This window comes from Telluria aromaticivorans (assembly GCF_013003915.1).
Taxonomy (GTDB): domain Bacteria; phylum Pseudomonadota; class Gammaproteobacteria; order Burkholderiales; family Burkholderiaceae_D; genus Telluria; species Telluria aromaticivorans.
The window spans coordinates 16,109-40,714 of record NZ_JABAIV010000009.1 but is presented as its reverse complement, the minus strand read 5'-3'; the positions used below and the strand labels follow the sequence as shown (position 1 = coordinate 40,714).

Genomic DNA, 24,606 nt, shown 5'->3' with positions numbered 1-24,606 from the left:
GTCAGCGCGGCACGATCGCGAACTGCGGCCCCAGGCCGTAGTCGGGCTTCACGCTGCGCGCAATGAACTGGCGCCAGGCTTTTTTCCCATCCTCGCCGAGTGCGTCGGCTGCGTAAGCGAGGGCCGGCTGCATGTTCGACGGATAGCCGCTGTCGCCGGACGAATAGCCCGTCATCTCGCCAGTGCGCAGCTTGAGCGCCGCCGCCATTTCCGAACCCGCGCAGGGGAGTGCCCGGAGTTCCGGCGGGATGCTCGCCTGGTAAGCCTCGCCGATGGCCGCGTAGAAGGGCGCCGATGCATTGTCGCGCACGTTCATGCTGTACATGGCCCCGCTGATCCAGCACATGCCCTTGCCGGTCATGCGCGACACCGGGTACTTCGCTTTCCACACCAGCAGCTCGCGCGCCTTGGCGAAACCGAGTTCGGCCAGGTGGCCGACTGCGGAGGTAAAGAAATCGTCCTGCCATGGCGCCATGCCGCGCCCATCTGCGTAGCCGAGCGCATAGCCGTTGACGATGATGCCCAGCGCATTGGCCTGCGGGTTGTGCGTATAGGTCGCGTTGTACCAGTCAAGGTTGGCATCCAGTATTTGCAGGAAGTCGCGCTTGAGCGGATGGCCGTCGGGCGTGATGTAGGCGGCCTGGCCCAGCGTGCGCAGAGCCCAGGCCTGGCCCCGCACCTGCTCCGGCCGGAGCAGGCCCTTGCGGTTGTCGCGGTAGCCGGGATTCGACGCCATCACGTCGTACATCGCCCAGAACTGGAGCTCTTCCAGGTGGTAGTGGTCGCCGGTGAGCAGGTAAGGCAGGTAAGAGAACGCAGGCTGGTGGGGAATGTCGTGCTGGTAGGGGCTCTTGCAGGCACCGGGCGCGGCGCAGGCCGGGAATAGTTCGCTCTTGCCGGTAGCGGGATTGCGCGTATCGCCCGGATTGCCGACGATGGTCATGTAGGGGAAGTCGAGCAGGCTAACGGGCAGGCCGGTGCGCACGTCGCGGTAATGCATCGACCAGCTTCCCGCCAGCGAGGCGGTCCCCAAGGTCATTTCGCCGGCGCGGCGGTCCATGCCGAGCAGGTACATGGCGGCCCATCCGGGCAGCAGGCCGATATCGGGCCGGCCTCCGGTAGTCGGCATGGCCGCAAGTGCCAGCCCGACGCCCATGGGTTCGCTCTGCGGTCCGGTCCACTGCGCATGCATGCGCGACAGCGTCCGTTCATCGACCTTTACCGACTGGTCGTAGTTGGGCACGGCCAGCGATGCGATCAGCTGGCGCGTATCGTGCCGCAGGTGGATCTTGGGCGCGTCGCCCGTCCAGAACAGCTTTCGCCAGCGCGCATGGTGATAGTGGGTCAGGGCCTTTTTCGCGTACACCTCGCTGCCGCCCACGCTCACCCGCACGTCATAAGTGAAGTTCTGCGGCGCGGGCGCGTACGCCCAGTTGTTCTCGATCGTCATGTCGATGCGCGCCTTCGCCAGCGCCGGATACCAGCGGACCGCGAAGCGTGCCGCCAGGTGCGGATGGGGCTGGCCGCCGGGGCCTGCCAGAGGCCCTGCTACCTGCCATTCGCGCGTCACGGGGCCATCGAGCCACAGCGTGGGTGCGGCGGTGGCCAGCAGCCGGTCGAGGGCTGCCGTATAGGTCTTGCCATCGAGGGTCAGCTCCACCCGGGCGTCGGTACCGCTGCGCAGGAGGGCATCGAGGCTGGCGTCATGCCCTTTGCCGGTCTTGGCCAGGTCCGGGCGGGACGCCTTGGCCAGCCCCAGTGCGAGCGGCTTGCCCGGCTGCGGCGACGGCACGACGGCCGACAGGACCGCGTGGCGTACCGAACCATCCGGATGGCGCGCCTTGATGTCGGCCTGCAGCGGCAGCGTGCTGCCGTCGGCCAGCACTGCCTGCAACTGTTCCCCGCGCTTGAGCGCCGCAGGCGCAAATACCTGGCCGAAGCTGAGGGGCAGTCGCGCATCCTTGCTCGCGCCGGTAGCTTCGACCATGATCGTTGCCAGCGCGTTCGGAACGCGGGTGGGCGGACTGGCTTCCTGCGGCATGGGCGCTTCCGCGGCCTTCGCCTTCCCGTAGCGAAGCTCGGCCACGCGCTCCCCATCCAGGCCGCCGCCCTGCGGCAGCCCGACATAGGCCGGATCGACAACGGAGACGGCCCCCGTGGCCGGGAGCTCTTGGGCAGCGGCGTTGGCAATCGATGCCGTGAGCAGCAGGCCCAGGGCGTAACGGATGAATGGCATGGTCGGCATCGGATCCTGCAGTCGTTGAACGGAGGCGCAAGCGCGCCCTCATCTTACCGCCTTGACCTGCGGCAGCGCGCCGGCGTCGCAGCGGAGAAGGCGCCACGAACGCGGCGCCGTATGAAATAAGGCGCCCGGAGGCGCCTTTGGAGACTGCTTGCTTATTGCTTGAGCGTGCGCTCGAACAGCTGGTAGATGCGGCGGTACTGGTCGTACCAGGCTTCCGGCTGCACGTAGGCGTGGCGCTCCAGCGGATAGCTCGCCAGTTCCCAGTTGTCCTTCTTCAGTTCGATCAGGCGCTGGGCCATGCGTACCGAGTCCTGGTAGAACACGTTGTCGTCGACCATGCCGTGCGCGATCAGCAGGTGGCCCTGCAGCTTGTCGGCGTATTCGATCGGCGACGAGATCTTGTAGGCCTGCGGGTCGATGTCCGGCGTGTTCAGGATGTTGGCGGTGTACTCGTGGTTATAGGTCACCCAGTCGGTCACCGGACGCAGGGCCGCGCCGGCCTTGAAAGTCTCCGGGGCGCGCATCAGGCCCATGAAGGCCATGAAGCCGCCATAGCTGCCGCCGTAAATGCCGACGTTTTTCGCATCGCCCTGGTGCTTGGCGACCATGTAGTTGACGCCGTCGATGTAGTCGACCAGTTCCGGATGGCCCATCTGGCGGTAGATCGCGGTGCGCCACTTGCTGCCGTAGCCCTTCGAGGCGCGGTAGTCCATGTCGAGCACCACATAGCCCTTCTGGACCAGCAGGTTGTGGAACATCTGCTCGCGGAAGTAGTTCGGGTAGCGCTTGCTGACGTTCTGCAGGTAGCCGGCGCCGTGCACGAACATCACGACCGGGTATTTCTTGTTCGGGTCCAGCTGGGCCGGACGGTACAGCTTGGCCCAGACCGGGTCGCCGCCATCGCTCGACGGCACCGCGACGTATTCCGGCTCGATCCACTGGCGCGCCTTGAATTCAAGGCTGCGGGTGTCGGTGAGCTTCGTCGCCGCGCCGCCGCTTACCGCTACCTGGGCCAGCTGCACCGGCGTATAGCTGGCGGAGTAGTGCACCAGCAGCTTGCGCTCGTCCGGCGACAGGCGGAAGCGTTCGACGCCGTCGAGGTTTGTGACTTCGCGGATCGCGCCGTCCTTGGCATTCACGGCGCAGACTTCGTAGTCGCCCGGGGTGGCGCGGTTGCACATGAGGTAAGCGACGCTGCCGTCATGCGACCAGCGCACTTCCGACGCTTCCCACTTGCCCGAGGTGAGGGCGCGAGGAGCAGCGCCGTTCGCGTCCTGGGTGTACAGGTGCGAATAGCCGGTTTGCTCGGACAGGTACCACAGCGTGCGGTTGTCCGGCAGCCAGCCGAATTCATTGTTGTCGTAGTTGACCCAGGCCTGCTCGCTCAAGCGGTGCAGGGGCTTGAGCTTGGCGCCTGCCAGGTCGACGGTGGCGATCCAGCGGTCCTTGTTGTCGACCGAGCGCAGCATGACGGCGACGTTGGCACCGTTGGCGCTCCATTCGATGGCGTCGGCGCCGTCGATCACGCGCACCGGGCGGTTGCCCTTGAGCGGGTCTTTCTTGGCGGCGGCGCGCAGCTCGGCCAGCGGGTCGGTCGTAATCCCCGGCAGCACGTCGAGGGACAGGTCCTGCACCTTGTTGGTGCGCAGGTCGACCAGCTTGAGTGCATGCGGCGCCGGCATGTTGCGTCCCACGCGGGTGCGCTGGTCGTCGAATTCCTCGTAGCCCGACTCGGTCACGTAGCGCGGCATCTTGCCGACCCGGCCCTTGTCGCCGTTCTTCGGTGCGGTGACCACGATCAGCCAGCGGCCGTCGGGCGACAGCACGCTGCCTTCGATCGTGACCTTGTCGCCGAAGTACACCGGCGCCGGCGGCAGCGATGGATCGAGGCGGCGCTGCTCGTTCATGCGCTCGCGCAGGGCGTCGCGCTCGTCCTTCTGGCGCTTCAGGGTGGTGATCAGGCGCAGCTGCTGGTCGCGCAGCGGGTCGTCTTCGCTCACCGCCGGGTCCTTGGCGGCGCGCGGCAGCGCGACCGGGCCGACCACCCGGCTGGCGCGATCGAAAGCGTACCAGTCGGTGCCGATGCGGTAATGCACGCTGCGCTCGTCGCTCGAATACTGCGGCGCTTCGAGCTTGCTGGCGCCGCGGGTGATCTGCACCAGCGCGCCGTTCTTCAGGTCGCGCTCGAACAAATCGCCGTTACGCAGCATCAGGGCGCGGGTGCCGTCGCGGTTGTAGACGACATCGGCGCCGTCGAGCTTCGACAATTCGGTATCGAGCACCAGTTTCGGCTTGCCGCCCTGGGCTACCTGCCAGGTATCGCGCACCGGCGAACCGGTGCGCTTCTGCTTGTAGAACACCTGCTTGCTGTCCCAGCTCCACCAGGCGGTTTCCGCCGGGGTGCCGATCCAGTCGGGGTGGGCCATGGCCTGGTCGAGGGTGATCGGCGTGGAGGCCGCCGCCGGCAGCGCGAGCAGTGCCGCGAAAAGTGTAAGTGCAGGTGTACGCATCGTAGATAGGGGACCGGGTGAAAGGGAATAGCTTTCTTGCTAGAAAATGCGAATTGCATTCTAGCGCAGTCACCTGCGATGCGGGAAAGGGATACGGGAAGGCCGTCCGCCAGGAATGGCGAGGACGGTTACTGTATGTACGGCCTGCCCATACATATCCATACGGCTGCTGCGGCGCAATGCTTCAAGGGTAAAGCGCGTCGCGCTGCAAGGTCTTAGACCACCTTGCGCAGCTCCTTCGGCAAGCGCGGCAGGAACATGAGCACGCGGCCCACGATGACGAGCGCGGCCAGGACGACAGCGAGCGTGTCGAGGGCCTTCATGCTCAGCCGCGGACGACCGGCGCCCAGCCGCCATGGGCAGCGTAGAGTTCGATCGAGAAGCTGCGCACGGCCGAGAGGGCGGTGGCGAAGTGACGGCGGATGACGCGGGTGCTTGCTGCCATGGTGATTCTCCTGTTGGGACGACGATTTCTCCGGATGTTGCGTTGCAGTATAGGGAGCTTCTAGCCATAAGAAAACTTTTGGTTCGTGATTCCAGTGATACGAAATATGAATAATTGCCGCGCGCGCCAAGCTGAAGATATTGACGCGGCGAATGTCTCATTGTTGCTACGATGAATGAACGGGGCGGCAGGTGCGCCTTCCTGGATAGGGTGGTGCGAATCTTGCATGCAATGCTGTTATGAAATCGCCTGGCAGTACGCCCTCCCATCTGCGCATCGTTGTCGTCAATCCGGTCACTGCGCCTGCCACGGCACCTGGCGGGGAGAGCGGCTGTGAGCAAGACAGTGCCCTCGCCGAACTGGCGCGCCGCAGCGCCGCGCTGCGCATCGGCCTGCTCGAATCGGGTTATGACCTGGTCGCCTCGCTGCCGGCAGACGTCTTCCTGCCCGAGCGGATCGCCCAGCTCCAGCCGGACATGATCATCGTCGACAGCGAATCCGATGCGCGCGACATCCTCGAGCACATTGTCATCGCCACCCGCGACGAGCGCCGCCCGATCGTGCTGTTCACCGAAGACGACGCACCGGCCAGCATGAACGCCGCACTCGATGCGGGGGTGTCGGCCTATATCGTGGCGGGCCTGCATGCCGGGCGTGTGAAATCGGTGCTCGACGTCGCGCTGGCGCGCTTCCGGCGCGAGCAAAAACTGCTCGGCGAACTGCTGGACACGCGCAAGAAGCTGGCCGAGCGGAAGGTGGTCGACCGCGCCAAGGGCCTGGTGATGACGCGCTATGGGCTGAGCGAGGAACAGGCCTACCAGCGCCTGCGCAGCATGGCCATGAACAAGAACATGAAGCTGGCGGAGATCGCGCAGCGGCTGATCGACGTCGAAGACCTGCTGGGCTGATGCCCGCAGCGCACAAGGGAACACTATGGCAGGCATGAATGGCGGCGGCGCATGGATCGCGGGCTCGGATAAACCGGAACAATCGACAGTCAGGATCGGCTTCATGCCGCTGGCCGACTGCGCACCGCTCATCATGGCCTCGGTGCTGGGCTTCGACGAAAAATACGGCCTGCGCTTTGAACTGAGCCGCGAGCTGTCCTGGACCGGCATGCGCGACCGCCTTGGCGCGGGCGGACTCGATGCGGCGCACGTCCTGTGTGGCCTGCTGTACGGCCTGCAGATGGGAGTCGGCACCCCGGCGCGCCAGATGGCGGTGCTGATGAACTTGAACCAGAACGGGCAGGGGATCACGCTGTCGCGCGCCCTGGCCGCCAAGGCCTCCGGGGGCGTTGCCCTGGCAGGGCTGCTGCGCGCGCAGGGGCGGCGCCCGACCTTCGGCCACACCTTCCCGACCGGGAACCACGCGATGTTCCTGTATTACTGGCTGGCTGCCGCAGGCATCGATCCGTTCGAGGACTGCAAGCTGGTCACCGTGCCTCCAGGCCAGATGGCGGCCAGCCTGGGCGCGGGTCATATCGACGGCTTCTGCGCCGGAGAGCCATGGGGCCAGCGCGCGGTGCGCGAAGGCGTCGGCGCATTGGCCGTGTCGAGCGAGACCATCTGGCCCGACCATCCGGGCAAGGTGCTGGGCACCAGCGCCGGGTTCGCGGCCGCGAACCCGCATACCTGCCGCGCCATGATCGCGGCGCTGCTGGACACGGCGCGCTGGCTGGATGCCTCGCGCACCAACCGCGAAGCGGCGGCCGAGGTGCTGGCAAGTCCCGGCTACGTCAATGCGGAGAAGGACGTGCTCCAGCTCTGCCTGGCGGGGCGCCATGGCGGCGACGAGACCAGGGATGGCGGCTGGCGCGGGCACAACGGCCTGCGCTTCTTCGCCGACGGCGAGGCCACCTTCCCCTGGCTGTCCGACGGCATGTGGTTCCTTACCCAGCAGCGCCGCTGGGGCCTGCTGCGCAGCGATCCGGCCTACCGCGCTGTCGCGGCAGAAGTCAACCGGATCGACCTCTACCGCGAGGCCGCAGGGCTGGCCGGGGTGGCGCTGCCAAAAGACGTGATGCGCCGTTCGTCGCTGTTCGACGGCCGCGTGTGGGATGGGAGCGACCCGGCAGCCTATGCCGCATCGTTTAAGCGCACGTCTTGAATCGGTGCGCGAATTGATCTCATGCCTGCATCATTTGCGGGCATGTTGCACCGCAATGTAGCGCGCCGCCCTGCAAGCGTGGGGCCACTTCCCCTGCACGCCGCGTGGCACGCCTCTTGCGTATATACCGCTACGGGATCAATGGCGATCCTCTTCACGCATTTCTGTACCCCGTCGCCAGGCTAACGAAGGACTGGCACCAACAGGACAACGGCGTCCGCAACTTCTGCTTTCGAAGCAGGAGTGCGGACGCCGTTTTGCTTTCTCAAGGAAGAAACATGGCCAGCAAAGCAGACAGCATCAAGCTCTTCTCGTTCGACACGGCGCCCATGCGCGCCTTCCACCTGACCTGGATCGCCTTTTTCATCTGCTTCTTTGCCTGGTTCGCCTGCGCACCGCTGATGCCGGTGATCAAAGGCGAATTCGGGCTGTCGATGGAGCAGGTCGCCAACATCAATATCGCGGCCGTCGCCATCACCATCTTCGTGCGGCTCCTGATCGGCCCCCTGTGCGACCGCTACGGCCCGCGCAAGGCCTATACCGGCCTGCTGCTGCTGGGTTCCACCCCGGTGCTGGGCGTGGCGCTGTCGCAGAGCTACGAAAGCTTCCTGCTGTTCCGCCTCGGGATCGGCGCGGTGGGCGCGAGCTTCGTCATCACCCAGTACCACACCTCGGTCATGTTCAGCCCCAAGGTGGTCGGCACCGCCAACGCCACGGCGGCCGGCTGGGGCAACAGCGGCGGTGGCGCGGCCCAGGCCCTGATGCCGCTGCTGCTCACCGCGGTCATGATGCTCGGCGTCTCGCAGGCCCTGAGCTGGCGCGTGGCGCTGGTGGTGCCGGGCGTGGCGATGATCGTGATGGCCTTCTTCTACTGGCGCTATACCCAGGATTGCCCGGATGGGAATTTCGACGAATTGCGCAAGCAGGGCCTGCTCAAGGAAGGCGGAAAAGGTGGATGGGCGAGCTTCCGCGAAGCCTGCCGCAACCACCGCGCCTGGCTGCTGTTCGTCACCTACGGCGCCTGCTTCGGCATCGAGATCTTCATCCATAACATCGCCGCCGTGTACTACGTCGACCACTTCGGCCTGTCGCTGGGCGCGGCGGGCCTGGCGGCCGGCAGCTTCGGCCTGCTGGCGCTGTTCGCCCGCGCCCTGGGTGGCTGGCTGTCGGACCGCAGCGCACGCCTGGGTAACCTGAACAGCCGCGTCACCGTGCTGTTCGTGCTGATGATTGGCGAAGGCCTGGGCCTGCTGTGGTTCGCGCAGGCCGACGGCGTGGTGTTTGCCGTAATCGCCATGCTGTGCTTCGGCCTGTTCACCCACATGGCCTGCGGCGCCACCTATGCGCTGGTGCCCTTCGTGGCGCCCAAGGCGCTCGGCGGCGTGGCCGGCATCGTCGGCGCGGGCGGCAACGTCGGCGCTGTGGCGGCCGGTTTCCTGATGAAAGGTACCGGCGATATCGCCCAGACCCTGAGCATCCTGAGCATGCTGGTGCTGGTTGCCAGCCTGTGCGCCATCGCCGCCCGTTTCACCATGACTGCAGAGCAGGGTTCGCCTGCAGTCTCCGCAGCTTGAGGAGTAAAGAAATGCATATCGTCGTCGTCGGCCACGGAATGGTGGGCCATAAATTCGTCGAAACCCTGGCGGCCAGCGGGGATACCGACCTGCGCGTCACGATCCTTGGCGAGGAACCGCGTCCGGCCTACGACCGGGTCCACCTGTCCGAATTCTTCGCAGGGAAAAGCGCGCAAGACCTGTCGCTGGTGGCGCCGGGCTTCTTCGACCGCAAGGATATGCGCCTGCGCCTGGGCACCTGCGTCACTGCCATCGACCCCGCATCGCGCACCGTGATGCTGGCCCAAGGCGAGCCGCTCGACTACGACAAGCTGGTGCTGGCCACCGGTTCCTTTCCCTTCGTGCCGCCGGTACCGGGCGCCGACCGCAAGGATTGCTTCGTCTACCGCACCATCGAGGACCTGGAAAAGATGCAGGAATGCGCCGTCCGCGGAGGCGGCGCGCGTTCGCGCACCGGCGTCGTGATCGGCGGCGGCCTGCTGGGCCTGGAGTGCGCCAAGGCGCTGCGCGACCTCGGCCTGCAGACCCACGTGGTCGAATTCGCGCCGCGCCTGATGGCGGTGCAGGTGGACGAGCCGGGCGCCCGCGTACTGCGCAACAAGATCGAGGAACTGGGCGTGCAGGTGCACACCCAGAAGAACACGCTGGCGATCGTCGATGGCGAGGAAGCCACCCACCGCATGCAGTTCGCCGACGGCAGCCACCTGGAGGCCGACATGATCGTGTTCTCGGCCGGTATCCGCCCGCGCGACGAGCTGGCGAAGAGCAGCGGCCTGGCGCTGGGCCAGCGCGGCGGCATCGTCATCGACAACAACTGCCAGACCTCCGACCCGCATATCTATGCGGTGGGCGAATGCGCGCTGTGGGGCGGCCAGTTGTTCGGGCTGGTGGCGCCGGGCTATGACATGGCGCGCACCGCCGCGAAGCACATCCTGAAAGGCGAAGGCGGTTTCACGGGCGCCGACATGAGCACCAAGCTCAAACTGATGGGCGTGGACGTGGCCAGCATCGGCGACGCGCACGGTACGGCCGCCGGTTCGCGCAGCTACCAGTTCCTGGACGAGCGCAAGCAGGAATACCGCAAAATCGTCGTGTCCGCATGCGGCAAGTACCTGACCGGCGCGGTGCTGGTCGGCGATGCATCGAGCTACGGCACGCTGCTGCAGATGATGCTCAACAAGCTGGAGCTGCCCCAGGCGCCGGAATTCCTGATCCTGCCGCAGGGCGATGGCGCCGTGCGCCCGGTGCTCGGCGTGGACGCGCTGCCGGCCAGCGCCCAGATCTGCTCCTGCAACGACATCTCGAAAGGGGCGCTGTGCGCAGCGGTCGCCGGCGGAGCCAGTTCGGTCGGCGCGCTGAAAAAATGCACCACCGCCGGCACCGCCTGCGGCGGCTGCGTGCCCCTGATGACCCAGGTGATGAACGCCGAGCTGACCCGGCTCGGCGTGGCCGTCAACGACCACCTGTGCGAGCACTTCGCCTGTTCGCGCCAGGAGCTGTACCACATCGTGCGCGTGGAAGGCATCAAGAGCTTCGGCGAACTGATCGCCCGCCACGGCAAGGGCCTGGGCTGCGACATCTGCAAGCCGGTGGCGGCGAACATCCTCGCCTCGGCCTGGAACGACTTCGTCTTGAGGCCCGAGCACGCCAGCCTGCAGGATTCGAACGACTACTTCCTGGGGAATATCCAGAAGGACGGCAGCTATTCGGTGGTGCCACGCATGCCGGGCGGCGAAGTCACGGCCGACGGCCTGATCGCGGTGGGGCAGGTGGCCAAGAAATACGGCCTGTACACCAAGATCACCGGCGGTGCCCGCGTCGACCTGTTCGGCGCCAGAGTCGAACAGCTGCCCAACATCTGGGAAGAGCTGATCGCGGCCGGCTTCGAATCCGGCCACGCCTACGGCAAGTCGCTGCGCACGGTGAAATCCTGCGTCGGCTCGACCTGGTGCCGCTATGGCGTGGGCGACAGCCTGGCCTTCGCCATCGCGCTGGAAAACCGCTACAAGGGTTTGCGGGCGCCGCACAAGATCAAGTTCGGTGTCTCGGGCTGCACCCGCGAATGCGCCGAAGCCCAGGGCAAGGATGTGGGCCTGATCGCCACCGAAAAGGGCTGGAATTTATATGTGTGCGGGAATGGCGGCATGAAGCCGCGCCATGCGGAACTGATCGCGTCCGGCATCGACGACGAAACCGTGGTCAAGCTGGTCGACCGCTTCCTGATGTTCTACGTGCGCACCGCCGGCCGCCTGCAGCGCACCAGCGTCTGGCGCGAGAACCTGGAGGGCGGGCTGGATTACCTGAAGCAGGTCGTGATCGACGACAAGCTGGGCATTGGTCTTGAGTTGGAAGCCCAGATGCAGCACGTGGTCGACACCTATGCCTGCGAATGGAAAGAGGCCGTCACCAATCCGGAAGTGCGCCAGCGTTTCCGCCACTTCGTCAACAGCGAGGCGAAGGACGACAACGTCGTGTTCGTGCCGGAGCGCGGGCAGATCCGCCCGGCCAGAGCGGACGAGCGCCACCGCGTGATCCCGATCGCCACCGCAGCCTGACCATTCAAAAGGAGCTCACCATGCACCAAGACCTAAAGCTGGAAAACTGGATCGCCGTCTGCGCCATCGACCAGATCGTGCCGGATACCGGCGTCTGCGCCTTGCTGAATGGGCGCCAGGTTGCCGTGTTCCGTATCGGCTCGGACCAGCCGCGCGTGTTCGCCATCGATAACTTCGACCCGAATGCGCAGGCGGCGGTGCTGTCGCGCGGGCTGGTCGGCAGTTTAGGGGAGCGCATCGTCGTGGCCTCGCCCATCTACAAGCAGCACTTCGACCTGGAGAGCGGCGAGTGCCTGGAAGCGCCCCACCATTCGGTGGCGAGCTATCCGGCGCGCCTGGAAGGAGGCAAGGTATGGATCGCTCCATAAAACAGAAGCTGGTTGTCGTCGGCAACGGCATGGCCGGCATGCGCACCGTCGAAGAGCTGCTCAAGCTGGAGCCCGGCATGTACGACATCACCGTCTTCGGCGCCGAGCCGCGCGTGAACTACAACCGCATCCTGCTCTCGCCCTTGCTGTCCGGCGAGAAGACGCGTGACGAGATCGTGCTGCATACACGCAGCTGGTACGAAGAACACGGCATCACCCTGCACACCGGCGATCCGGTCGTCGCGATCGACCGCCAGCGCCGCACCGTAGGTGCGCGCTCCGGCCTGGAAGTGAATTACGACCGGCTGCTGCTGGCGACCGGTTCCAGCCCCTTCATCGTGCCGGTGCCCGGCTCAAAACTCGACGGCGTGGTGGGCTTCCGCGACCTGGATGACGTCGACCTCATGCTGGCGGCGGCGAAACGCGGCGGCCATGCGGTGGTGATCGGCGGCGGCCTGCTCGGGCTGGAGGCGGCCAATGGCCTGCTCCGCCAGGGCATGGAGGTCACGGTGGTGCACCTCACCGACAGCCTGATGAACCAGCAGCTCGACCCCTCGGCCGCGCTGCTGTTGAAGGGCGCGCTGGAAAAACGCGGCCTGCGCATCCTGATGAGCAGGCAAACCGAGGCGATCCTCGGCGAAGGCAGGGTGACCGCGGTCCGCTTTACCGATGGCCTCGAAGTGCCGGCCGACCTGGTGGTGATGGCCGCCGGCGTGCGCCCCAACGTGGCGCTGGCGCGCGAGGCCGGCCTGCACTGCGAGCGCGCGATCGTGGTCGACGACACCCTGCAAACCTACGACCCGCGCGTGTATGCGGTCGGCGAATGCATCCAGCACCGCAAGGCCACCTTCGGCCTGGTGGCGCCGATCTGGGACCAGGCCCGCGTCTGCGCGGCCCATTTGGCAGGGTTGGGCCACCGCCGCTACGTGCAGCAGGCCACTGCGACCAAGCTGAAGGTCACCGGGATCGACCTGTACTCGGTCGGCGACATCGTCGGATTGGCGGGCAGCGAAGACCTGGTGCTGCGCGACCGCCATGCCGGCGTGTACAAGCGCCTGGTTTTGGCCGGGAACCGCGTCACTGGCGCAGTGCTGTACGGCGACGTGGCCGATGGCCCGTGGTATTTCGACCTGATCCAGACCCGGGCCGATATCTCCTCGATCCGCGACCGCCTGCTGTTCGGGCCCGCCCTGTGCGAGGCTGCCTGATGAGCGGCCCGATGATTCCGATTGCGTCCGCGGTACGCACCACCTGCCCGTATTGCGGCGTCGGCTGCGGCGTCAAGGCCATGTTGACTCCGGACGGCGCCCTGATCGAGGGCGACCCGGAGCACATGGCGAGCCGCGGCCGCCTGTGCGTCAAGGGTTCGGCGCTGGGCGAGACGCTCAGCCTGGACGGGCGGCTGCTGGCCCCTGGCATCCGCGAAGGCGGCACATTGCGCCGCGCGAGCTGGGACGAAGCGCTCGACACGGTCGCATCGCGTTTCGCCTCCATCATCGCCGAGCACGGCCCGGATGCGGTGGCGCTGTACGTGTCGGGCCAGTTGCTGACCGAGGACTACTACGTCGCCAACAAATTCATGAAGGGCTATGTCGGCAGCGCCAACATCGACACCAATTCGCGCCTGTGCATGTCGTCCGCCGTGGCCGGCCACAAGCGCACCTTCGGCGAAGACCTGGTGCCCGGCTGCTACGAGGACTTCGAGCTGGCCGACATGATCGTGCTGGTCGGCTCGAATACGGCCTGGTGCCATCCGACCCTGTTCCAGCGCATGCTAAAGGAAAAGGAAGCGCGGCCCTCCTTGCGCATCGTCGCCATCGACCCGCGCCGCACCGCGACCTGTGACCTGGTCGACCTGCACTTGCCGGTCAAGGCCGGCACCGACGTCTGGCTGTTCAACGGCCTGCTCAGCTACCTGGCGCGTACCGGGGCGCAGGACAATGCCTTCGTCGCCGCCCACACTTCAGGCCTGGATGCAGCCCTGCTGGAGGCCGGCGGCTGCGCGGACATCGACTTCGTGGCCCGCACCTGCGGGGTAGATCCGCGCCTGGTGATGGAATTCTACGAAGCCTTCGCGGCGACCGGCAAGGTCGTTACCGCCTTCTCGCAGGGCGTGAACCAGTCATCCAGCGGTACCGATAAGGTCAACAGCATCATCAACTGCCACCTGCTCACCGGCCGCATCGGCAAGCCGGGCATGGGACCGTTCTCGCTGACCGGCCAGCCCAATGCCATGGGCGGGCGCGAAGTAGGCGGCCTGGCCAATACGCTGGCCAGCCATCTCGACCTGGACAAGCCGGCGCACCGCGACGCGGTACGCAGCTTCTGGAATGCGCCACGCATCGCGGACAAGGCGGGCCTGAAAGCCGTCGACCTGTTCCGCGCCATCGAAGCGGGCAGCGTCAAGGCGGTGTGGATCATGGCGACCAATCCGGTGGTCAGCCTGCCTGACGCCGACCAGGTCAAGCGCGCCTTGCAGCGCTGCGAGCTGGTGGTGGTGTCGGACGTGGTGGGCACGACCGACACCGCCACCTTCGGGCACGTGTTGCTGCCGGCGCTGGGGTGGGGCGAGAAGGATGGCACCGTCACCAATTCCGAACGCTGCATCTCGCGCCAGCGCGCCTTCCTGCCCGCTCCGGGCGAGGCGCGCGCCGACTGGCAGGCCATCTGCCAAGTGGCCCAGCGCATGGGATTTATGGGATTCGACTACGGCAGCGTGCACGAGATCTTCGACGAACACGCACGGCTCTCGGTCTGGCGCAACAGCGACGAAGAGCTGGGGCGTGCCTTCCGCCTCGATGCACTGACAAACATGGACCGTGCGGCGTATGACGCGCTGGAGCCGCTCCAATGGCCGGTGCAGCACGATCGCGAAGGCACGCCGCGCCTGTTCGGTGACGGCCGCTTTGCCCACGCCGACGGGAAAGCGCGCTTCATCGCCACCGCACCGCGCGCGCCGGTCCATGCATTGAGCCGCGCATTCCCGCTGGCGCTGAATACCGGCCGCCTGCGCGACCAGTGGCACACCATGACGCGCACCGGCAAGTCGCCCCGGCTGGCAGGGCATACACCTGAACCCTTCGTCGACCTGCATCCCCACGATGCGCTGCTAAGCGGCGTGCGCGCGGGGGAGCTTGCCCGCATCAAGAGCCAATGGGGCGCCATGGTGGCGCGCGTGACGCACAGCGGCGGAATCGCGCGCGGCGCGGCTTTTATCCCGATCCACTGGAATGGGCAGACCGCATCCGACGCCCGCGTGGGCGCCGTGGTCAACCCGGAAGTCGATCCGGTGTCCGGCGAGCCTGAGTTCAAGCACACGCCGGTGCGTATCGAGCCGTTCAGCGTGGCCTGGCATGGTTTCGCGCTGAGCCGGGACGATCTCGACCTGGCGAGCGTGGCCAACTGGACCCGGGTGCGCGGTGCAGGCTTCGTGCGCTATGAGCTGGGCGGGCGCGAGCCGGTCTCACCCGGGTGGGCGCGTCGCCTGCTCGGTGCGAACGAGGACGCCGACTGGATCGAATACGAGGACCACACCGGCGGCCTGCTGCGCTGTGCGCTGCTGGTTGACGGCCGCTTGCAGGCCTGCGTCTTCATCTCGCGCCGTCCCGACTTGCCGTCGAGGGCCTGGCTGGGCGATTTGTTCGCCCACGAGGAATTGTCGCCGAAAGACCGCGCTACCCTGCTCGCCGGGCAGGCGCCGGCGCAGGGGCTGGATCCCGGCCCCACCGTGTGCGCCTGCTTCGGCGTGGGCCGCAACACGATCTGCAAGGCGATCGTCGAGGGAGGACTGAAAGACGCCCAGGCAGTTACCGCCTGCACCCGCGCAGGCGGTAACTGCGGTTCCTGCCTGCCGGAGATCCGGCAGCTGCTAGCGCAGCACCTCCTTGCAGTGCCCGCCGATGCTGGCGCGTGAGCGCGCCGCTACCTGGTCGGTGCCGAACAGCGGCAGCTCCTGGTAGGCGCGTTCCGTGGCCGGCACGGCGAACACATAGCCCTGGGTCTCGAGCTTGTGCCGCACTTCGACCTGGGCGACGTAGACCGGCGCCAGCACGCGCTGTGCCTTGCGCTTGCCGAGGTCGAGGTAACCGAACTGCATCGACCGCACCCGGACCGCATCGGAAGGCAGCCGCTCTTTGGCATTACCCAGCACGCTGGCGAGATTGCGCGCGATCTGCTGCGCGCCCGCTTCCGGCGGCGTGATGATGGCGCTGTCGAGGGTCTCGGCGATGCCGGGACGGATGCGTACCGACAGCGCGTCGAGCACATTGTCGCCTGCCAGTGTGATCGCCACCGAGGCCGCGCCCAGCACCGGGACGCCGTTGATCGCGTGCCGCCAGGCCCCGGTGGCGCGCAGCAGCACCGGCTCCGAACTGCGCTCGCGGTCGGCGCCCTGCGCCTTGGATAGCCACAAGCGCTCGAAGGCGAGGCTACCCTTATCGCCTGTCCACTCGGCCAGCTTGAGCCCTTGCGCTGTGTCGTTGACCAGGCGCAGTAGCACCTCGCGTTCTTCGACGCGAGCGAAGGGGGCTTCGAGCGGCGCGACGCCTGCGCTGAACTGCAGTGCGCCGGACGCGTGGTAGATGACGGCGCGTGCGCCGCCGGTGAGCTGGACCAGCGTGCGGTCGTCGCGCGTGGTAAAGCTGGCGTGGTCGCGCGAGCAGCCGTCCGCTTCGCGCAGCAGCGAGATGAAGCGCGTCGCACGTGCCCGCACGTCGTCCTGGGTGAAGGACTGCAGCACCAGTACGTCGGCGCGGGCCGGCTGGCCGGTGCATGAGGCTGCCAGGCTGTCGACCAGGGCTTGTTCGTTGATGGATTGTTGGTTCATGATTCAGCCCTCCGTCCAGTACCACAGGATGCAGGCCTGCTGGGCCGGCGCCAGGTCGGCGTCTACATTGCCGTGTCCCCACAGGTGGTCGCGGTTCAGGTAGGAGCGCTCCCAGCGGATGTTCCCGTTGTTCCAGGTGGCCGCATCGCCCACGCAGACCGTGATCGGGTGGTTGTCGACCCACCAGTCGGACACGCCCTTGTGCCAGGCCGAGTGGACGGTGTCGCCATCAAGCAGGTTGTCGGCCACGTCCTCGCCGCACTCGTCGGTGGTGATCCCGTCCCACATGGTTTCCCAGGCGCCGCAATAGATGTGCATGCGTGCGAAGATGTTCCACAGGCCGGTGACTCGGTTGCGGTTGACGGTTTCGCACGAATAGGCCATGACCCATTCGCTGTTCCAGTCCTCGCCCAGCTGCCAGCGATTGGAATAGGTGCGCCAGTCGCTGTGCGCGATGTCGTACAGCATGCGCGCGCGTCCATCTTCTTCGTTGCCGCCGTGGGTCTCGAGCCAGAACAGGTCGACGTCGTCGACCCAGCTGCGGTCGTCGCCACCCTGGTCGGTATCGCGGATGTCGGTTTCCCAGCAGTCGGTATTGGCCCAATAGAACGCGCGGGTGTGGCCGGCCCCGCGCAGTTTTGCGTCGAACCCGTTACTTCGGTTGAAGGTGTAAGTGAGGTCTCCAGCCGTGCTCACGCCCGCGGCGCGCGCATGACTGAAGTAGCGGATCGCTTCGACTCCGAACCTTGCCATGGCAAACTCCTTTCCCTGTCGGAAGCTACGGCGCCGGCCCGTTGCGGGCGCGGCGGTAGGTAGCAAGCCCTACGGTAGACCTGGCCGGCGGGCGCCGGCCTGTCGTGGATCAGAGGCAGTGATGGTTCGGTTTCCGGGCAGGCAGTCCGGCCCTTCCGGCTTGCGCCAGTCGCGGCCGGAGGGTCAGCGCAGCGTGCGCGCGAAGAAAGCTTCGGTGCGGCTGGCGGCGAGGGTCGCGGCAGCGGCGTCGTAGTGATTGCCGCCGGGACGTGCGAAGGCGTGGTTGCAGCCGGGATAGCTGTGCAGCTCGGCCTTGCCCGCGAGTGCCGCGCGAATCTTTGCCTGTGCATCCTTGCTGATGAACTCGTCCTCTTCAGCCAGGTGGTAGAGCAGGGGAGCCTTGATGTTCGCGGCCTCGCCCACGTGCTGGTCGGTGCCGCCGCCATAGTAGGCGGCAAAGGCGTCGCCGTCGGTGCGCGCCGCGCTCAGGAAGGTCATCAGCCCGCCGAGGCAATAGCCGGTCACGCCGACCTTGCCGTTGGCATCCTGCAGGCCGCGCGCCTCCTTGATCGTCAGGGCAATGTCGTCGACGCCCTTGTTCACTTCATAGGCCTTATACAGCGCAAAAGCCTTCTCCCAGTCCCCCTCACGGGCTTCCGACAGGAAGACGCCGGGTTCGATGCGCCAGAACAGGTCGGGGCAGACGGCGATATAGCCTTTGGACGCGTAATCGGTGGCGATGCTGCGGATGCCGGCGTTCACGCCGAAGATTTCCTGCAATACGATGACGACGGGATGCGGGCCTGGCGTGGAAGGACGGGCGACATGGCAGGCGAAACTGCCGTCCGGGGCCTGGATCTGGAGTTGTTCGGTCATGGGTGTCCTCTCAAAAGCGGATAGCCCGGAGCGGGCGGGAAGGATTCTGCTCCCGTCATCTTAGCGGAATCCTTCCCCATGCCCGGCACGCTTACTTGGTGATCAGGACCGGCTCGCCGAAGCCCAGCTCCTTCATGCGCGGCAGCTGGGTCTTGGCATCGCCCACCACGAGCCAGACCATTTTCGACGGATCGAGGTAGTTCTTCGACAGCGCCTGCACCTGCGGCAAGGTCATCGCCTTGACGATGCGTTCGCGGTCCTTGACGTAGTCGGCGCGCCAGCCGTACTTGCTGATGTTGTCCAGCATGCCCAGCTTGGCCGCGGCCGTCTCGAAAGCGCGCGCATTGCTCTTGACGAGGAAGTTACGGGTGGTTTCCAGGTCGGCGGCCGAATAAGTCGCAGGGTAGTCCTGCAGGATCTGTTTCACCAGCTGGGTGGACTCGAGCGTGACATTGCTGCGCACGCCGCTGGCAATGGTGAAGGGTCCGGCGCTCTTGCTGCCGGAGAAGTTCGAATTGATCCCGTAGGTATAGCCTTTACCTTCACGGAGTTGCTGGGTCAGGCGGGAAGCAAAGCCGCCGCCGCCCAGGATGTAGTTGGCCACCGCAGCCGGATAGAAGTCCTGGTCGGTCGCAGCCAGCGCACGGTAGCCGACCTGCAGCACCGATTGTTTCGCATCCGGCACGTCGACGAAATAGACCTTGGCGGGCGCCAGGTCTGCCGCCTTCGAGGCCGCCGGCAGCGTGACGGCCTTGGGCTTCCACTTGCTGTCGAGCCCGGCCAGCGAACGCGTCATGACGGCTTTCGGCAAAGCGCCGACCACTTGCATGCGGGCGACCGACGGCGACAGGTTGGCGCGGTAGTACGCCTTCAGGTCGTCGATGGTGATCGCATTCACCGTCTCGGCGGTGCCAAGGATGTTGCGCGAACGCTGGTCGTCCTTTGCATAGACCAGCTTGTTGAAATTGCTGCTGGCCAGTGCGTTCGGATCGGCTTCCTGCTGGCGAATCTGGCTCAGCACGCTTTGCTTGATCAGCGCGAATTCCTTCTCGTCCCATCGTGGCTCCAGCAGGAGTTCTTCGACCAGGGCCAGGGTCGCGGGGTAATTGCGCGCCAGGGTCGTCACGCTGATGCGCACATCTTCAGCACGTGCCGATACATTGATCGCCGCACCCAGTTGCTGGATCGCTTCCTCCAGTTCCTGCGGGGTCTTGCGGGCGGTACCTTGCGTCATCATGCGCGCCATCAGGTTGGCCACGCCCACCTTGTCGAGCCGGTCGAGCAGCAGCCCGCCGTCGATCGCGATATCGAACTGCACCAGTGGCACTTCGCGGTTCTCGATGCCGACCACGCGCATGCCATTGGAAAGCTTGGTGTCCCAGACTTGCGGCACCTTGAGGGCGGGCGTCGGCCCGTAAGCCGGCTCCTTGCTGCGATCTAAGCTTGACGCGGTCTTGGCATACTCGGCATTCGCACTTGCATCGACCGCGTTCTCCGCCCCTTGCACGACTTTCTCTTCGACGACTTCGGCCTTGCTTGATCCGCTCAGGGCCAGCGCCAGTTTGCCTTTCGGGACGAAGCTGGTCGCAACGAACGGCTTGCCCTTGATATAGGTGTCGTAGACGCGGCGTACATCGGCACGGGAGACCGCCAGCGTTTTCTTGATGCCTTCGGCCACATAGCCTGGATTGCCGGTCAAATAGTTGTACTCGGCCAGCAGCGCCGATTTGCCCAGCACGCTCGATACCGAGCTATAGAAACGGGTTTCGATGCCGGCCTTGATCCGGTTCAGGTCTTTTTCGGGAATGCCTTCCTGTTCGAACTTGGCGAAGGCCTGGTCGACTGCGGTGGCTACCTGATCGAGGGGCTTGCCCTCGAAGGCACGAATGCGCAGCATGAACTGCCCCGCCAGTTCCGACGTCTGGTTGCCGATCTGGACGTTCGGCGCCAGCTTGCTGTCTTCCACCAGCACTTTATAGAAGGGCGCGCGCTTGGTCTGGGACAGGTACTCGGCCAGCACTTCGAGTGCGTAAGAATCCGGGTGCAGATCCTCGACGGTCGGCCAGGCCATGTTCAGCTCGGGCAGTTTCGCGAAATTGTCTTCGTGGGCCAGCTTCACGGTCTGCGCCACCGCGCCGGGACGCTTGGCCATCGGCTTGATCGCTTCGCCGCGCTTGATCTCGGAAAAATACTTCTCGACCCATTTGCGCGCCTGCACCGGATCGAAGTCTCCCGCCAGCACCAGGGTCACGTTGTTCGGCACGTACCAGAGGCGGAAGAATTCCTTGACGTCGTCGAGCTGGGCGTTCTGCAGGTCTTCCAGCGAACCGATGACCTGCCAGTTGTATGGATGGTCGGCCGGGTAGAGGGCCTTGTTGATGACATAGCGGGTATGGCCGTAAGGCGCGTTGTCGACGCCCTGGCGTTTCTCGTTCTTGACGACCTGCTTTTCCTTCGCCAGCACCGGATCGGTGACCGTGTTGATGAACCAGCCCAGCTTGTCCGCTTCGGCCCAGATCATCTTCTCGAGCGCATCCTTGGGAACCGTCTGCAGGTAGTTGGTGCGGTCCTGCGAGGTCGACCCGTTGGCGCCCGAGCCGCCGATGCGCGCACTCATCTTGTCGAGGCCGCCTTTGCCCAGGTTTTCCGATTCCAGGAACAGCAGGTGCTCGAACAGGTGGGCGAAGCCGGTGCGGCCGGCCTTCTCTCTAGCCGAGCCCACGTGCGCGGTCAGGTTTACGGCGACCACCGGGTCGGAACGGTCGATGTGGAAGATCACGTCCATACCGTTGGGCAGGGTGAATTTCTGGAAGTCGACTTTCAGGACGGCGCTTGGCGCTGTGGCGGCTTTCGGGGTCGCGGCATGTGCGGACGAGACCGTGGCGGACGCGAACACGGCGGCCAGCAAGAGGGGGAGGGGACGAAGCTGCATGGGTATCAAATCCTGGCAAGAGAAAACGAACACGAAGTGCTCTGGATACTATTGCAATTTTTTGATTGCCACAACGAAAAAGCACGGCAGCTGGAAACGAAAAGCCAGACCGGCGGCACGCGCGTTCTGGCTCTAAGATTGACTGGAGGTTTGGCTGTCATGGGAACCTGTGCTTGGCGAGTTAATCGGGCATCCGACCAGGGGATGCCCATGTCGCGAGCGTTATACCGGCCGTGCACGGGCGGCGGCGCCGCTTCAGGAAGGCGGCAGGTTGACGAAAGTCTTGTTGACGATGCTCCATTTGCCGTCGATCCGGCGTAGCGTGAGGTACAGGTGGTAGTTGAAGCCCAGCATTGGCGAACGCAGCTTGACGTTGGCAATGCTGCCCAGCGTGTCGACCGCGAGCAGCTGCATGCGGTACGGGTCGCCCAGCTCCTTCGGGCTCTTGCGCGCTGCCACACCTTCCAGATAAGAGGCGACGGTTTTGTGGTAGGCCTGACCATCGATTTCGCCGTACACCTGCGCGTGCGGGTCGAACAGTGCGTCCAGGATAGCGGTGTCGCCGTTGTAGACCCCCCGGAAGTAGGCCTCGATAAGGGCTTCGATGCTGTCTCGCTGGTCCATACAATGTCCTTTCAGAAGGAGGGCGTGGCTACCCTCCCGCGAATATTAAGGCTTGTAGTTCGCTGTCGCGCGACCGAGGTTTTTCTCGGCTTCGCCGGGCTGCTGCAAGCCCTTGTCGACCAGCGCCTTCAATCGCAGCTGCGTTTCCGGCCGATTGACCGAAGCGATGAAGGCGTCCCAGCCCGGCTGCATTTCCGCGTCCGGCGGCAGGCTGGCCACGTTGACCAACTTCTTCGTTTCGACGATGGCGCTGCGCTCGAATGAGGCAATGCGGCGCGCCATCGCGTCGACAAAGCCATCCAGTTCGGCATCCGGCAAGGCACGGTTCACATAGCCGTAACGTTCGGCGATGTCGCCGTCGATGTCGTCGGAGGCGATCAGGATTTCCATTGCGCGTCCGCGTCCGACCAGCCGTGGCAGGCGCGCCATCGGTCCGCCGCCCGCGACCAGGCCGGCGCCTACTTCCCACTGCGACAGGATCGCCTTCTCGCGGCTGGCGAAGCGCATGTCGGTCGCCAGAATCAGCTCGCTGCCGATGCCAGTGGCACGGCCGCGGATCGAGGAGATCGTGACCACGGGCAGGCGGGCGATGCGGACCATCATGTCCGGCACCGGATGCATGCCGGTCGGGCCGGGCTCCATGTCGGTCGAATCCTTCAAGGGCTTCAACAGGTCGTAGTGAGCGATAAAACTTTCCGGCAGCGCGCTATCGAACACCACCACCTTCACTTCCTTGCTGGCTTCGATCGCTTCAACAATCTTCACCAGTGCGCGCACTTCGGCCGGGCCGACGATGTTCAGCGGCGGACTGGCGAAGGTCACGCGCCAGTAGGCCGGACTGACGCGCGTCAGGCGGATCCTGGCGTCGGCCGCCTGAGCGCCGATGGCGGTGCTATGTACTGCTCTGGTCGCCGCTTTGTCCGCCGGTGCGGCGGACGTGGGTTGGGCTGCGGCATTGGCGCCGTAAGCCAGCGCGACGGCGACGACGAGGCCTGCCATGCGATGCAAGCTGGTCAGTTTTTTCATATATGCTTTCCATTGAGGTGGTGGTGGCGATTAGCCGAGGCGCTGCGTCAGCCGGCGCAGGCCCTCGCCGAACAGGCGCGCGGTGATCAGATCTTCACGACCTGGTGCTGCAGTACTGCCGCCAACTGCCGCTCGAGCTGATCGGCATGTGCGTAGCCGGGGCTGATTTCAAACAGCCGGCCGTCCGCTTCCAGCAACAGTGCAGGGAAGCTGCTGATGCCGATGGCGCGCACCTGGGCGAACTCGGTGCGCGTTGCCGCCACCGTGGCCACCTGCTGGTACTCGGCGAAGAAGGCTGCCTGCGACACCGGATGACCGTCCTTCGACAACGCCTCCGCTGCCACCTCGGCCAGCACTGCGCCGCTGGTGGTGTCGAGACCGTCGACGTAGAAAGCGTGCTGCAAAGCGCGGAACACCTTCAACTGGTCCGCCTCGGGCGCCAGGCGCCGGGCCGTGACGACGGCGCGGCAGACCGGCTCGGTGTCGTACACGAAGTTCGTGCGGCCCATCAGCGCCTCGCGGTTAAACGGCAGACCGCTGCTGGCCTCGACCCGTGCCCAGTGGCCGAGGCGGAACTGCTTGCCCGCTTCGTCGAGCAGGTCGGTGGCGCCAGCCCGCACGCCGCCAACCAGGATCTCCAGTTGCAGTTCCGGATGCCGCTCGGTCAGGATGCTCAGCTCCTTGCCGAAGCCGTAGCACCACGAGCACATCGGATCGCCAACGAAGACCAGTTTCATTTTTGCTCCTTGGCTTTCTCGGCCGCCTCGCGCGCGCGGAGGGTGGTGATGTTTTCGCCGGCCAGGCCCCAGCTGTCGGTTTCGACTTCGTCGATGATGACGAAGGTGGTGGCCGGATTCTTGTTCAGCACGCGCTGCAGCAATTCAGTCGAACCCTTGATCAGTTCGAGTTTCTGTTCAGGAGTAGCGCCTTCTTTGGTAATGCGAATATTTACGTATGGCATGACAGTTCCTTTTGGAGGTGGAGGTGTGGTATTACCAGGTGCCTGCGGTTGCGCCGCCATCAATTGCCATCACCGTGCCGCTGGTGAAGGTCGAATCGGTCAGATACAGCACGGCGTTGACCACGTCTTGCGTTTCGCCGATGGCGCCGTTCGGTGCCAGCTGTTTCAGGAAACTCTGCGTGGCCTCATCCTGGCCGTGCATCGGCGTATCGATGATGCCGGGGGCGACGGCGTTGACTTTCACGTTCGACGCCGCGAGTTCGATGGCCAGGCCACGCGTCGCGCTGTTCAGGCCGCCTTTGATCAGCACCGGCAGCAGCGCTGACACCTTGACGTTGGGCTGCATGGCAACAGCGGCGGTGATGGTCACGATGTGGCCGCTCTTGTTCGCGCTCATGTGCTTGGCCGCCTGCTGCGAAGGGAAGAAGAAGCCCTTCAGGTTGGTGTTGACAATGGAGTCGAGATCAGCTTCAGTGTAGTCGGCGACTGCCTTCGGGATGAAGATGCCAGCGTTGTTGATCAGGATGTCGACCTTGCCGAAGGTCGCGATGGCGCGGGTGAACAGCTCGACGGCGGTCGAGGCGCGGGAGATGTCGCCAGGCACCAGCAGGAAGTTGGCCGGGTTGCCCAGTTTGGCTGCGGCCGCTTCAAGGCGGTCCAGGGTGCGCGCATTGCCAACCACGTTGTAGCCGCGCTCCAGGTAGGCCTGGGCGATGGCGAACCCGATGCCGCTGGATGCGCCGGTAACGATGACAGTCTTGGTCGAGTTTGTGTTCATTTGTAGTTCCAATCGATGAGCTTAG

Annotated in this window: 18 protein-coding genes; 7 read left to right on the top strand and 11 right to left on the bottom strand. The window is 65.5% G+C overall.

Annotation, left to right across the window (positions count from 1 at the left end; genetic code table 11):
- Window position 1: 1 nt before the first annotated feature.
- Together HGB41_RS20190 and HGB41_RS20185 are read right to left on the bottom strand one after the other, a co-directional pair.
- On the bottom strand, window positions 2-2,236 hold the full coding sequence (locus HGB41_RS20190; RefSeq protein ID WP_229423139.1) for a hypothetical protein: 2,235 nt from the start codon (window positions 2,234-2,236) through the stop codon (window positions 2-4).
- A 161-nt stretch (window positions 2,237-2,397) separates the two neighbouring features.
- Window positions 2,398-4,755 carry a S9 family peptidase gene (locus tag HGB41_RS20185; protein WP_171087830.1) on the bottom strand — a complete coding sequence of 786 codons (2,358 nt, stop codon included), beginning with the start codon at window positions 4,753-4,755 and terminating at the stop codon, window positions 2,398-2,400.
- Window positions 4,756-5,439: 684 nt separating this feature from the next.
- Between HGB41_RS20185 and HGB41_RS20180 the strand changes: the two genes are divergently transcribed.
- The 7 genes from HGB41_RS20180 (at window position 5,440) to HGB41_RS20150 (ending at window position 15,719) form a co-directional block, all read left to right on the top strand.
- Window positions 5,440-6,108, top strand: a complete 669-nt coding sequence (locus tag HGB41_RS20180; protein WP_171087828.1) for an ANTAR domain-containing response regulator — start codon at window positions 5,440-5,442, stop codon at window positions 6,106-6,108.
- 25 nt (window positions 6,109-6,133) lie between these two features.
- Window positions 6,134-7,309, top strand: a complete 1,176-nt coding sequence (locus HGB41_RS20175) for a CmpA/NrtA family ABC transporter substrate-binding protein (RefSeq protein WP_229423138.1) — start codon at window positions 6,134-6,136, stop codon at window positions 7,307-7,309.
- 278 nt (window positions 7,310-7,587) lie between these two features.
- Window positions 7,588-8,883: an MFS transporter gene (locus tag HGB41_RS20170; protein WP_171087826.1), complete on the top strand. Its 1,296-nt coding sequence runs from the start codon at window positions 7,588-7,590 to the stop codon at window positions 8,881-8,883.
- 11 nt (window positions 8,884-8,894) lie between these two features.
- Window positions 8,895-11,438: a nitrite reductase large subunit NirB gene (nirB, locus tag HGB41_RS20165; RefSeq protein ID WP_171087824.1), complete on the top strand. Its 2,544-nt coding sequence runs from the start codon at window positions 8,895-8,897 to the stop codon at window positions 11,436-11,438.
- A 20-nt stretch (window positions 11,439-11,458) separates the two neighbouring features.
- The gene (nirD, locus tag HGB41_RS20160) at window positions 11,459-11,806 is read left to right on the top strand and encodes a nitrite reductase small subunit NirD (RefSeq protein WP_171087822.1); all 348 of its coding nucleotides are present in this window, start codon (window positions 11,459-11,461) and stop codon (window positions 11,804-11,806) included.
- Window positions 11,791-13,014, top strand: a complete 1,224-nt coding sequence (locus tag HGB41_RS20155) for an NAD(P)/FAD-dependent oxidoreductase (protein WP_171087821.1) — start codon at window positions 11,791-11,793, stop codon at window positions 13,012-13,014. Before nirD ends, HGB41_RS20155 begins: the two co-directional genes overlap by 16 nt.
- 11 nt (window positions 13,015-13,025) lie before the next feature.
- Entirely contained in the window at window positions 13,026-15,719 is a 2,694-nt protein-coding gene (locus HGB41_RS20150; RefSeq protein ID WP_371868560.1) for a molybdopterin-dependent oxidoreductase, read from the top strand.
- Here HGB41_RS20150 and HGB41_RS20145 read toward each other — a convergent pair.
- From HGB41_RS20145 to HGB41_RS20105, 9 genes are all read right to left on the bottom strand, one after another.
- Window positions 15,675-16,631 (bottom strand): hypothetical protein, encoded by a 957-nt coding sequence (locus tag HGB41_RS20145; protein ID WP_171087817.1) that lies wholly within the window; start codon window positions 16,629-16,631, stop codon window positions 15,675-15,677. The two genes, HGB41_RS20150 and HGB41_RS20145, sit on opposite strands and share 45 nt — an antisense overlap.
- Before the next feature lie 3 nt (window positions 16,632-16,634).
- Entirely contained in the window at window positions 16,635-17,384 is a 750-nt protein-coding gene (locus HGB41_RS20140) for a DUF6345 domain-containing protein (protein ID WP_171087815.1), read from the bottom strand.
- Window positions 17,385-17,567: 183 nt separating this feature from the next.
- A complete protein-coding gene (locus tag HGB41_RS20135; RefSeq protein ID WP_171087813.1) occupies window positions 17,568-18,260 on the bottom strand; it encodes a dienelactone hydrolase family protein in 693 nt (230 codons plus the stop codon).
- A gap of 91 nt (window positions 18,261-18,351) precedes the next feature.
- Window positions 18,352-21,192 (bottom strand): M16 family metallopeptidase, encoded by a 2,841-nt coding sequence (locus HGB41_RS20130; RefSeq protein ID WP_171087811.1) that lies wholly within the window; start codon window positions 21,190-21,192, stop codon window positions 18,352-18,354.
- 255 nt (window positions 21,193-21,447) lie between these two features.
- A complete protein-coding gene (locus HGB41_RS20125; protein ID WP_171087809.1) occupies window positions 21,448-21,816 on the bottom strand; it encodes a nuclear transport factor 2 family protein in 369 nt (122 codons plus the stop codon).
- Window positions 21,817-21,861: 45 nt separating this feature from the next.
- Window positions 21,862-22,842: an enoyl-CoA hydratase/isomerase family protein gene (locus tag HGB41_RS20120; RefSeq protein WP_229423137.1), complete on the bottom strand. Its 981-nt coding sequence runs from the start codon at window positions 22,840-22,842 to the stop codon at window positions 21,862-21,864.
- 86 nt (window positions 22,843-22,928) lie between these two features.
- Complete coding sequence (locus HGB41_RS20115; protein ID WP_171087807.1) at window positions 22,929-23,579, bottom strand: DsbA family protein; 651 nt, start codon at window positions 23,577-23,579, stop codon at window positions 22,929-22,931.
- Window positions 23,576-23,803: a 2-hydroxymuconate tautomerase family protein gene (locus HGB41_RS20110; protein WP_171087805.1), complete on the bottom strand. Its 228-nt coding sequence runs from the start codon at window positions 23,801-23,803 to the stop codon at window positions 23,576-23,578. Before HGB41_RS20110 ends, HGB41_RS20115 begins: the two co-directional genes overlap by 4 nt.
- A gap of 31 nt (window positions 23,804-23,834) precedes the next feature.
- The gene (locus HGB41_RS20105) at window positions 23,835-24,581 is read right to left on the bottom strand and encodes an SDR family NAD(P)-dependent oxidoreductase (protein ID WP_171087803.1); all 747 of its coding nucleotides are present in this window, start codon (window positions 24,579-24,581) and stop codon (window positions 23,835-23,837) included.
- Between the last annotated feature and the right edge of the window lie 25 nt (window positions 24,582-24,606).

Excerpts from the sequence above, each read along its gene's own strand:
- HGB41_RS20190 (WP_229423139.1), bottom strand. The coding sequence starts at position 2,236 with ATGCCATTCATCCGTTACGCCCTGGGCCTGCTGCTCACGGCATCGATT.
- HGB41_RS20185 (WP_171087830.1), bottom strand. The coding sequence starts at position 4,755 with ATGCGTACACCTGCACTTACACTTTTCGCGGCACTGCTCGCGCTGCCG.
- HGB41_RS20180 (WP_171087828.1), top strand. The coding sequence starts at position 5,440 with ATGAAATCGCCTGGCAGTACGCCCTCCCATCTGCGCATCGTTGTCGTC.
- HGB41_RS20175 (WP_229423138.1), top strand. The coding sequence starts at position 6,134 with ATGGCAGGCATGAATGGCGGCGGCGCATGGATCGCGGGCTCGGATAAA.
- HGB41_RS20170 (WP_171087826.1), top strand. The coding sequence starts at position 7,588 with ATGGCCAGCAAAGCAGACAGCATCAAGCTCTTCTCGTTCGACACGGCG.
- nirB (WP_171087824.1), top strand. The coding sequence starts at position 8,895 with ATGCATATCGTCGTCGTCGGCCACGGAATGGTGGGCCATAAATTCGTC.
- nirD (WP_171087822.1), top strand. The coding sequence starts at position 11,459 with ATGCACCAAGACCTAAAGCTGGAAAACTGGATCGCCGTCTGCGCCATC.
- HGB41_RS20155 (WP_171087821.1), top strand. The coding sequence starts at position 11,791 with ATGGATCGCTCCATAAAACAGAAGCTGGTTGTCGTCGGCAACGGCATG.
- HGB41_RS20150 (WP_371868560.1), top strand. The coding sequence starts at position 13,026 with ATGATTCCGATTGCGTCCGCGGTACGCACCACCTGCCCGTATTGCGGC.
- HGB41_RS20145 (WP_171087817.1), bottom strand. The coding sequence starts at position 16,631 with ATGAACCAACAATCCATCAACGAACAAGCCCTGGTCGACAGCCTGGCA.
- HGB41_RS20140 (WP_171087815.1), bottom strand. The coding sequence starts at position 17,384 with ATGGCAAGGTTCGGAGTCGAAGCGATCCGCTACTTCAGTCATGCGCGC.
- HGB41_RS20135 (WP_171087813.1), bottom strand. The coding sequence starts at position 18,260 with ATGACCGAACAACTCCAGATCCAGGCCCCGGACGGCAGTTTCGCCTGC.
- HGB41_RS20130 (WP_171087811.1), bottom strand. The coding sequence starts at position 21,192 with ATGCAGCTTCGTCCCCTCCCCCTCTTGCTGGCCGCCGTGTTCGCGTCC.
- HGB41_RS20125 (WP_171087809.1), bottom strand. The coding sequence starts at position 21,816 with ATGGACCAGCGAGACAGCATCGAAGCCCTTATCGAGGCCTACTTCCGG.
- HGB41_RS20120 (WP_229423137.1), bottom strand. The coding sequence starts at position 22,842 with ATGAAAAAACTGACCAGCTTGCATCGCATGGCAGGCCTCGTCGTCGCC.
- HGB41_RS20115 (WP_171087807.1), bottom strand. The coding sequence starts at position 23,579 with ATGAAACTGGTCTTCGTTGGCGATCCGATGTGCTCGTGGTGCTACGGC.
- HGB41_RS20110 (WP_171087805.1), bottom strand. The coding sequence starts at position 23,803 with ATGCCATACGTAAATATTCGCATTACCAAAGAAGGCGCTACTCCTGAA.
- HGB41_RS20105 (WP_171087803.1), bottom strand. The coding sequence starts at position 24,581 with ATGAACACAAACTCGACCAAGACTGTCATCGTTACCGGCGCATCCAGC.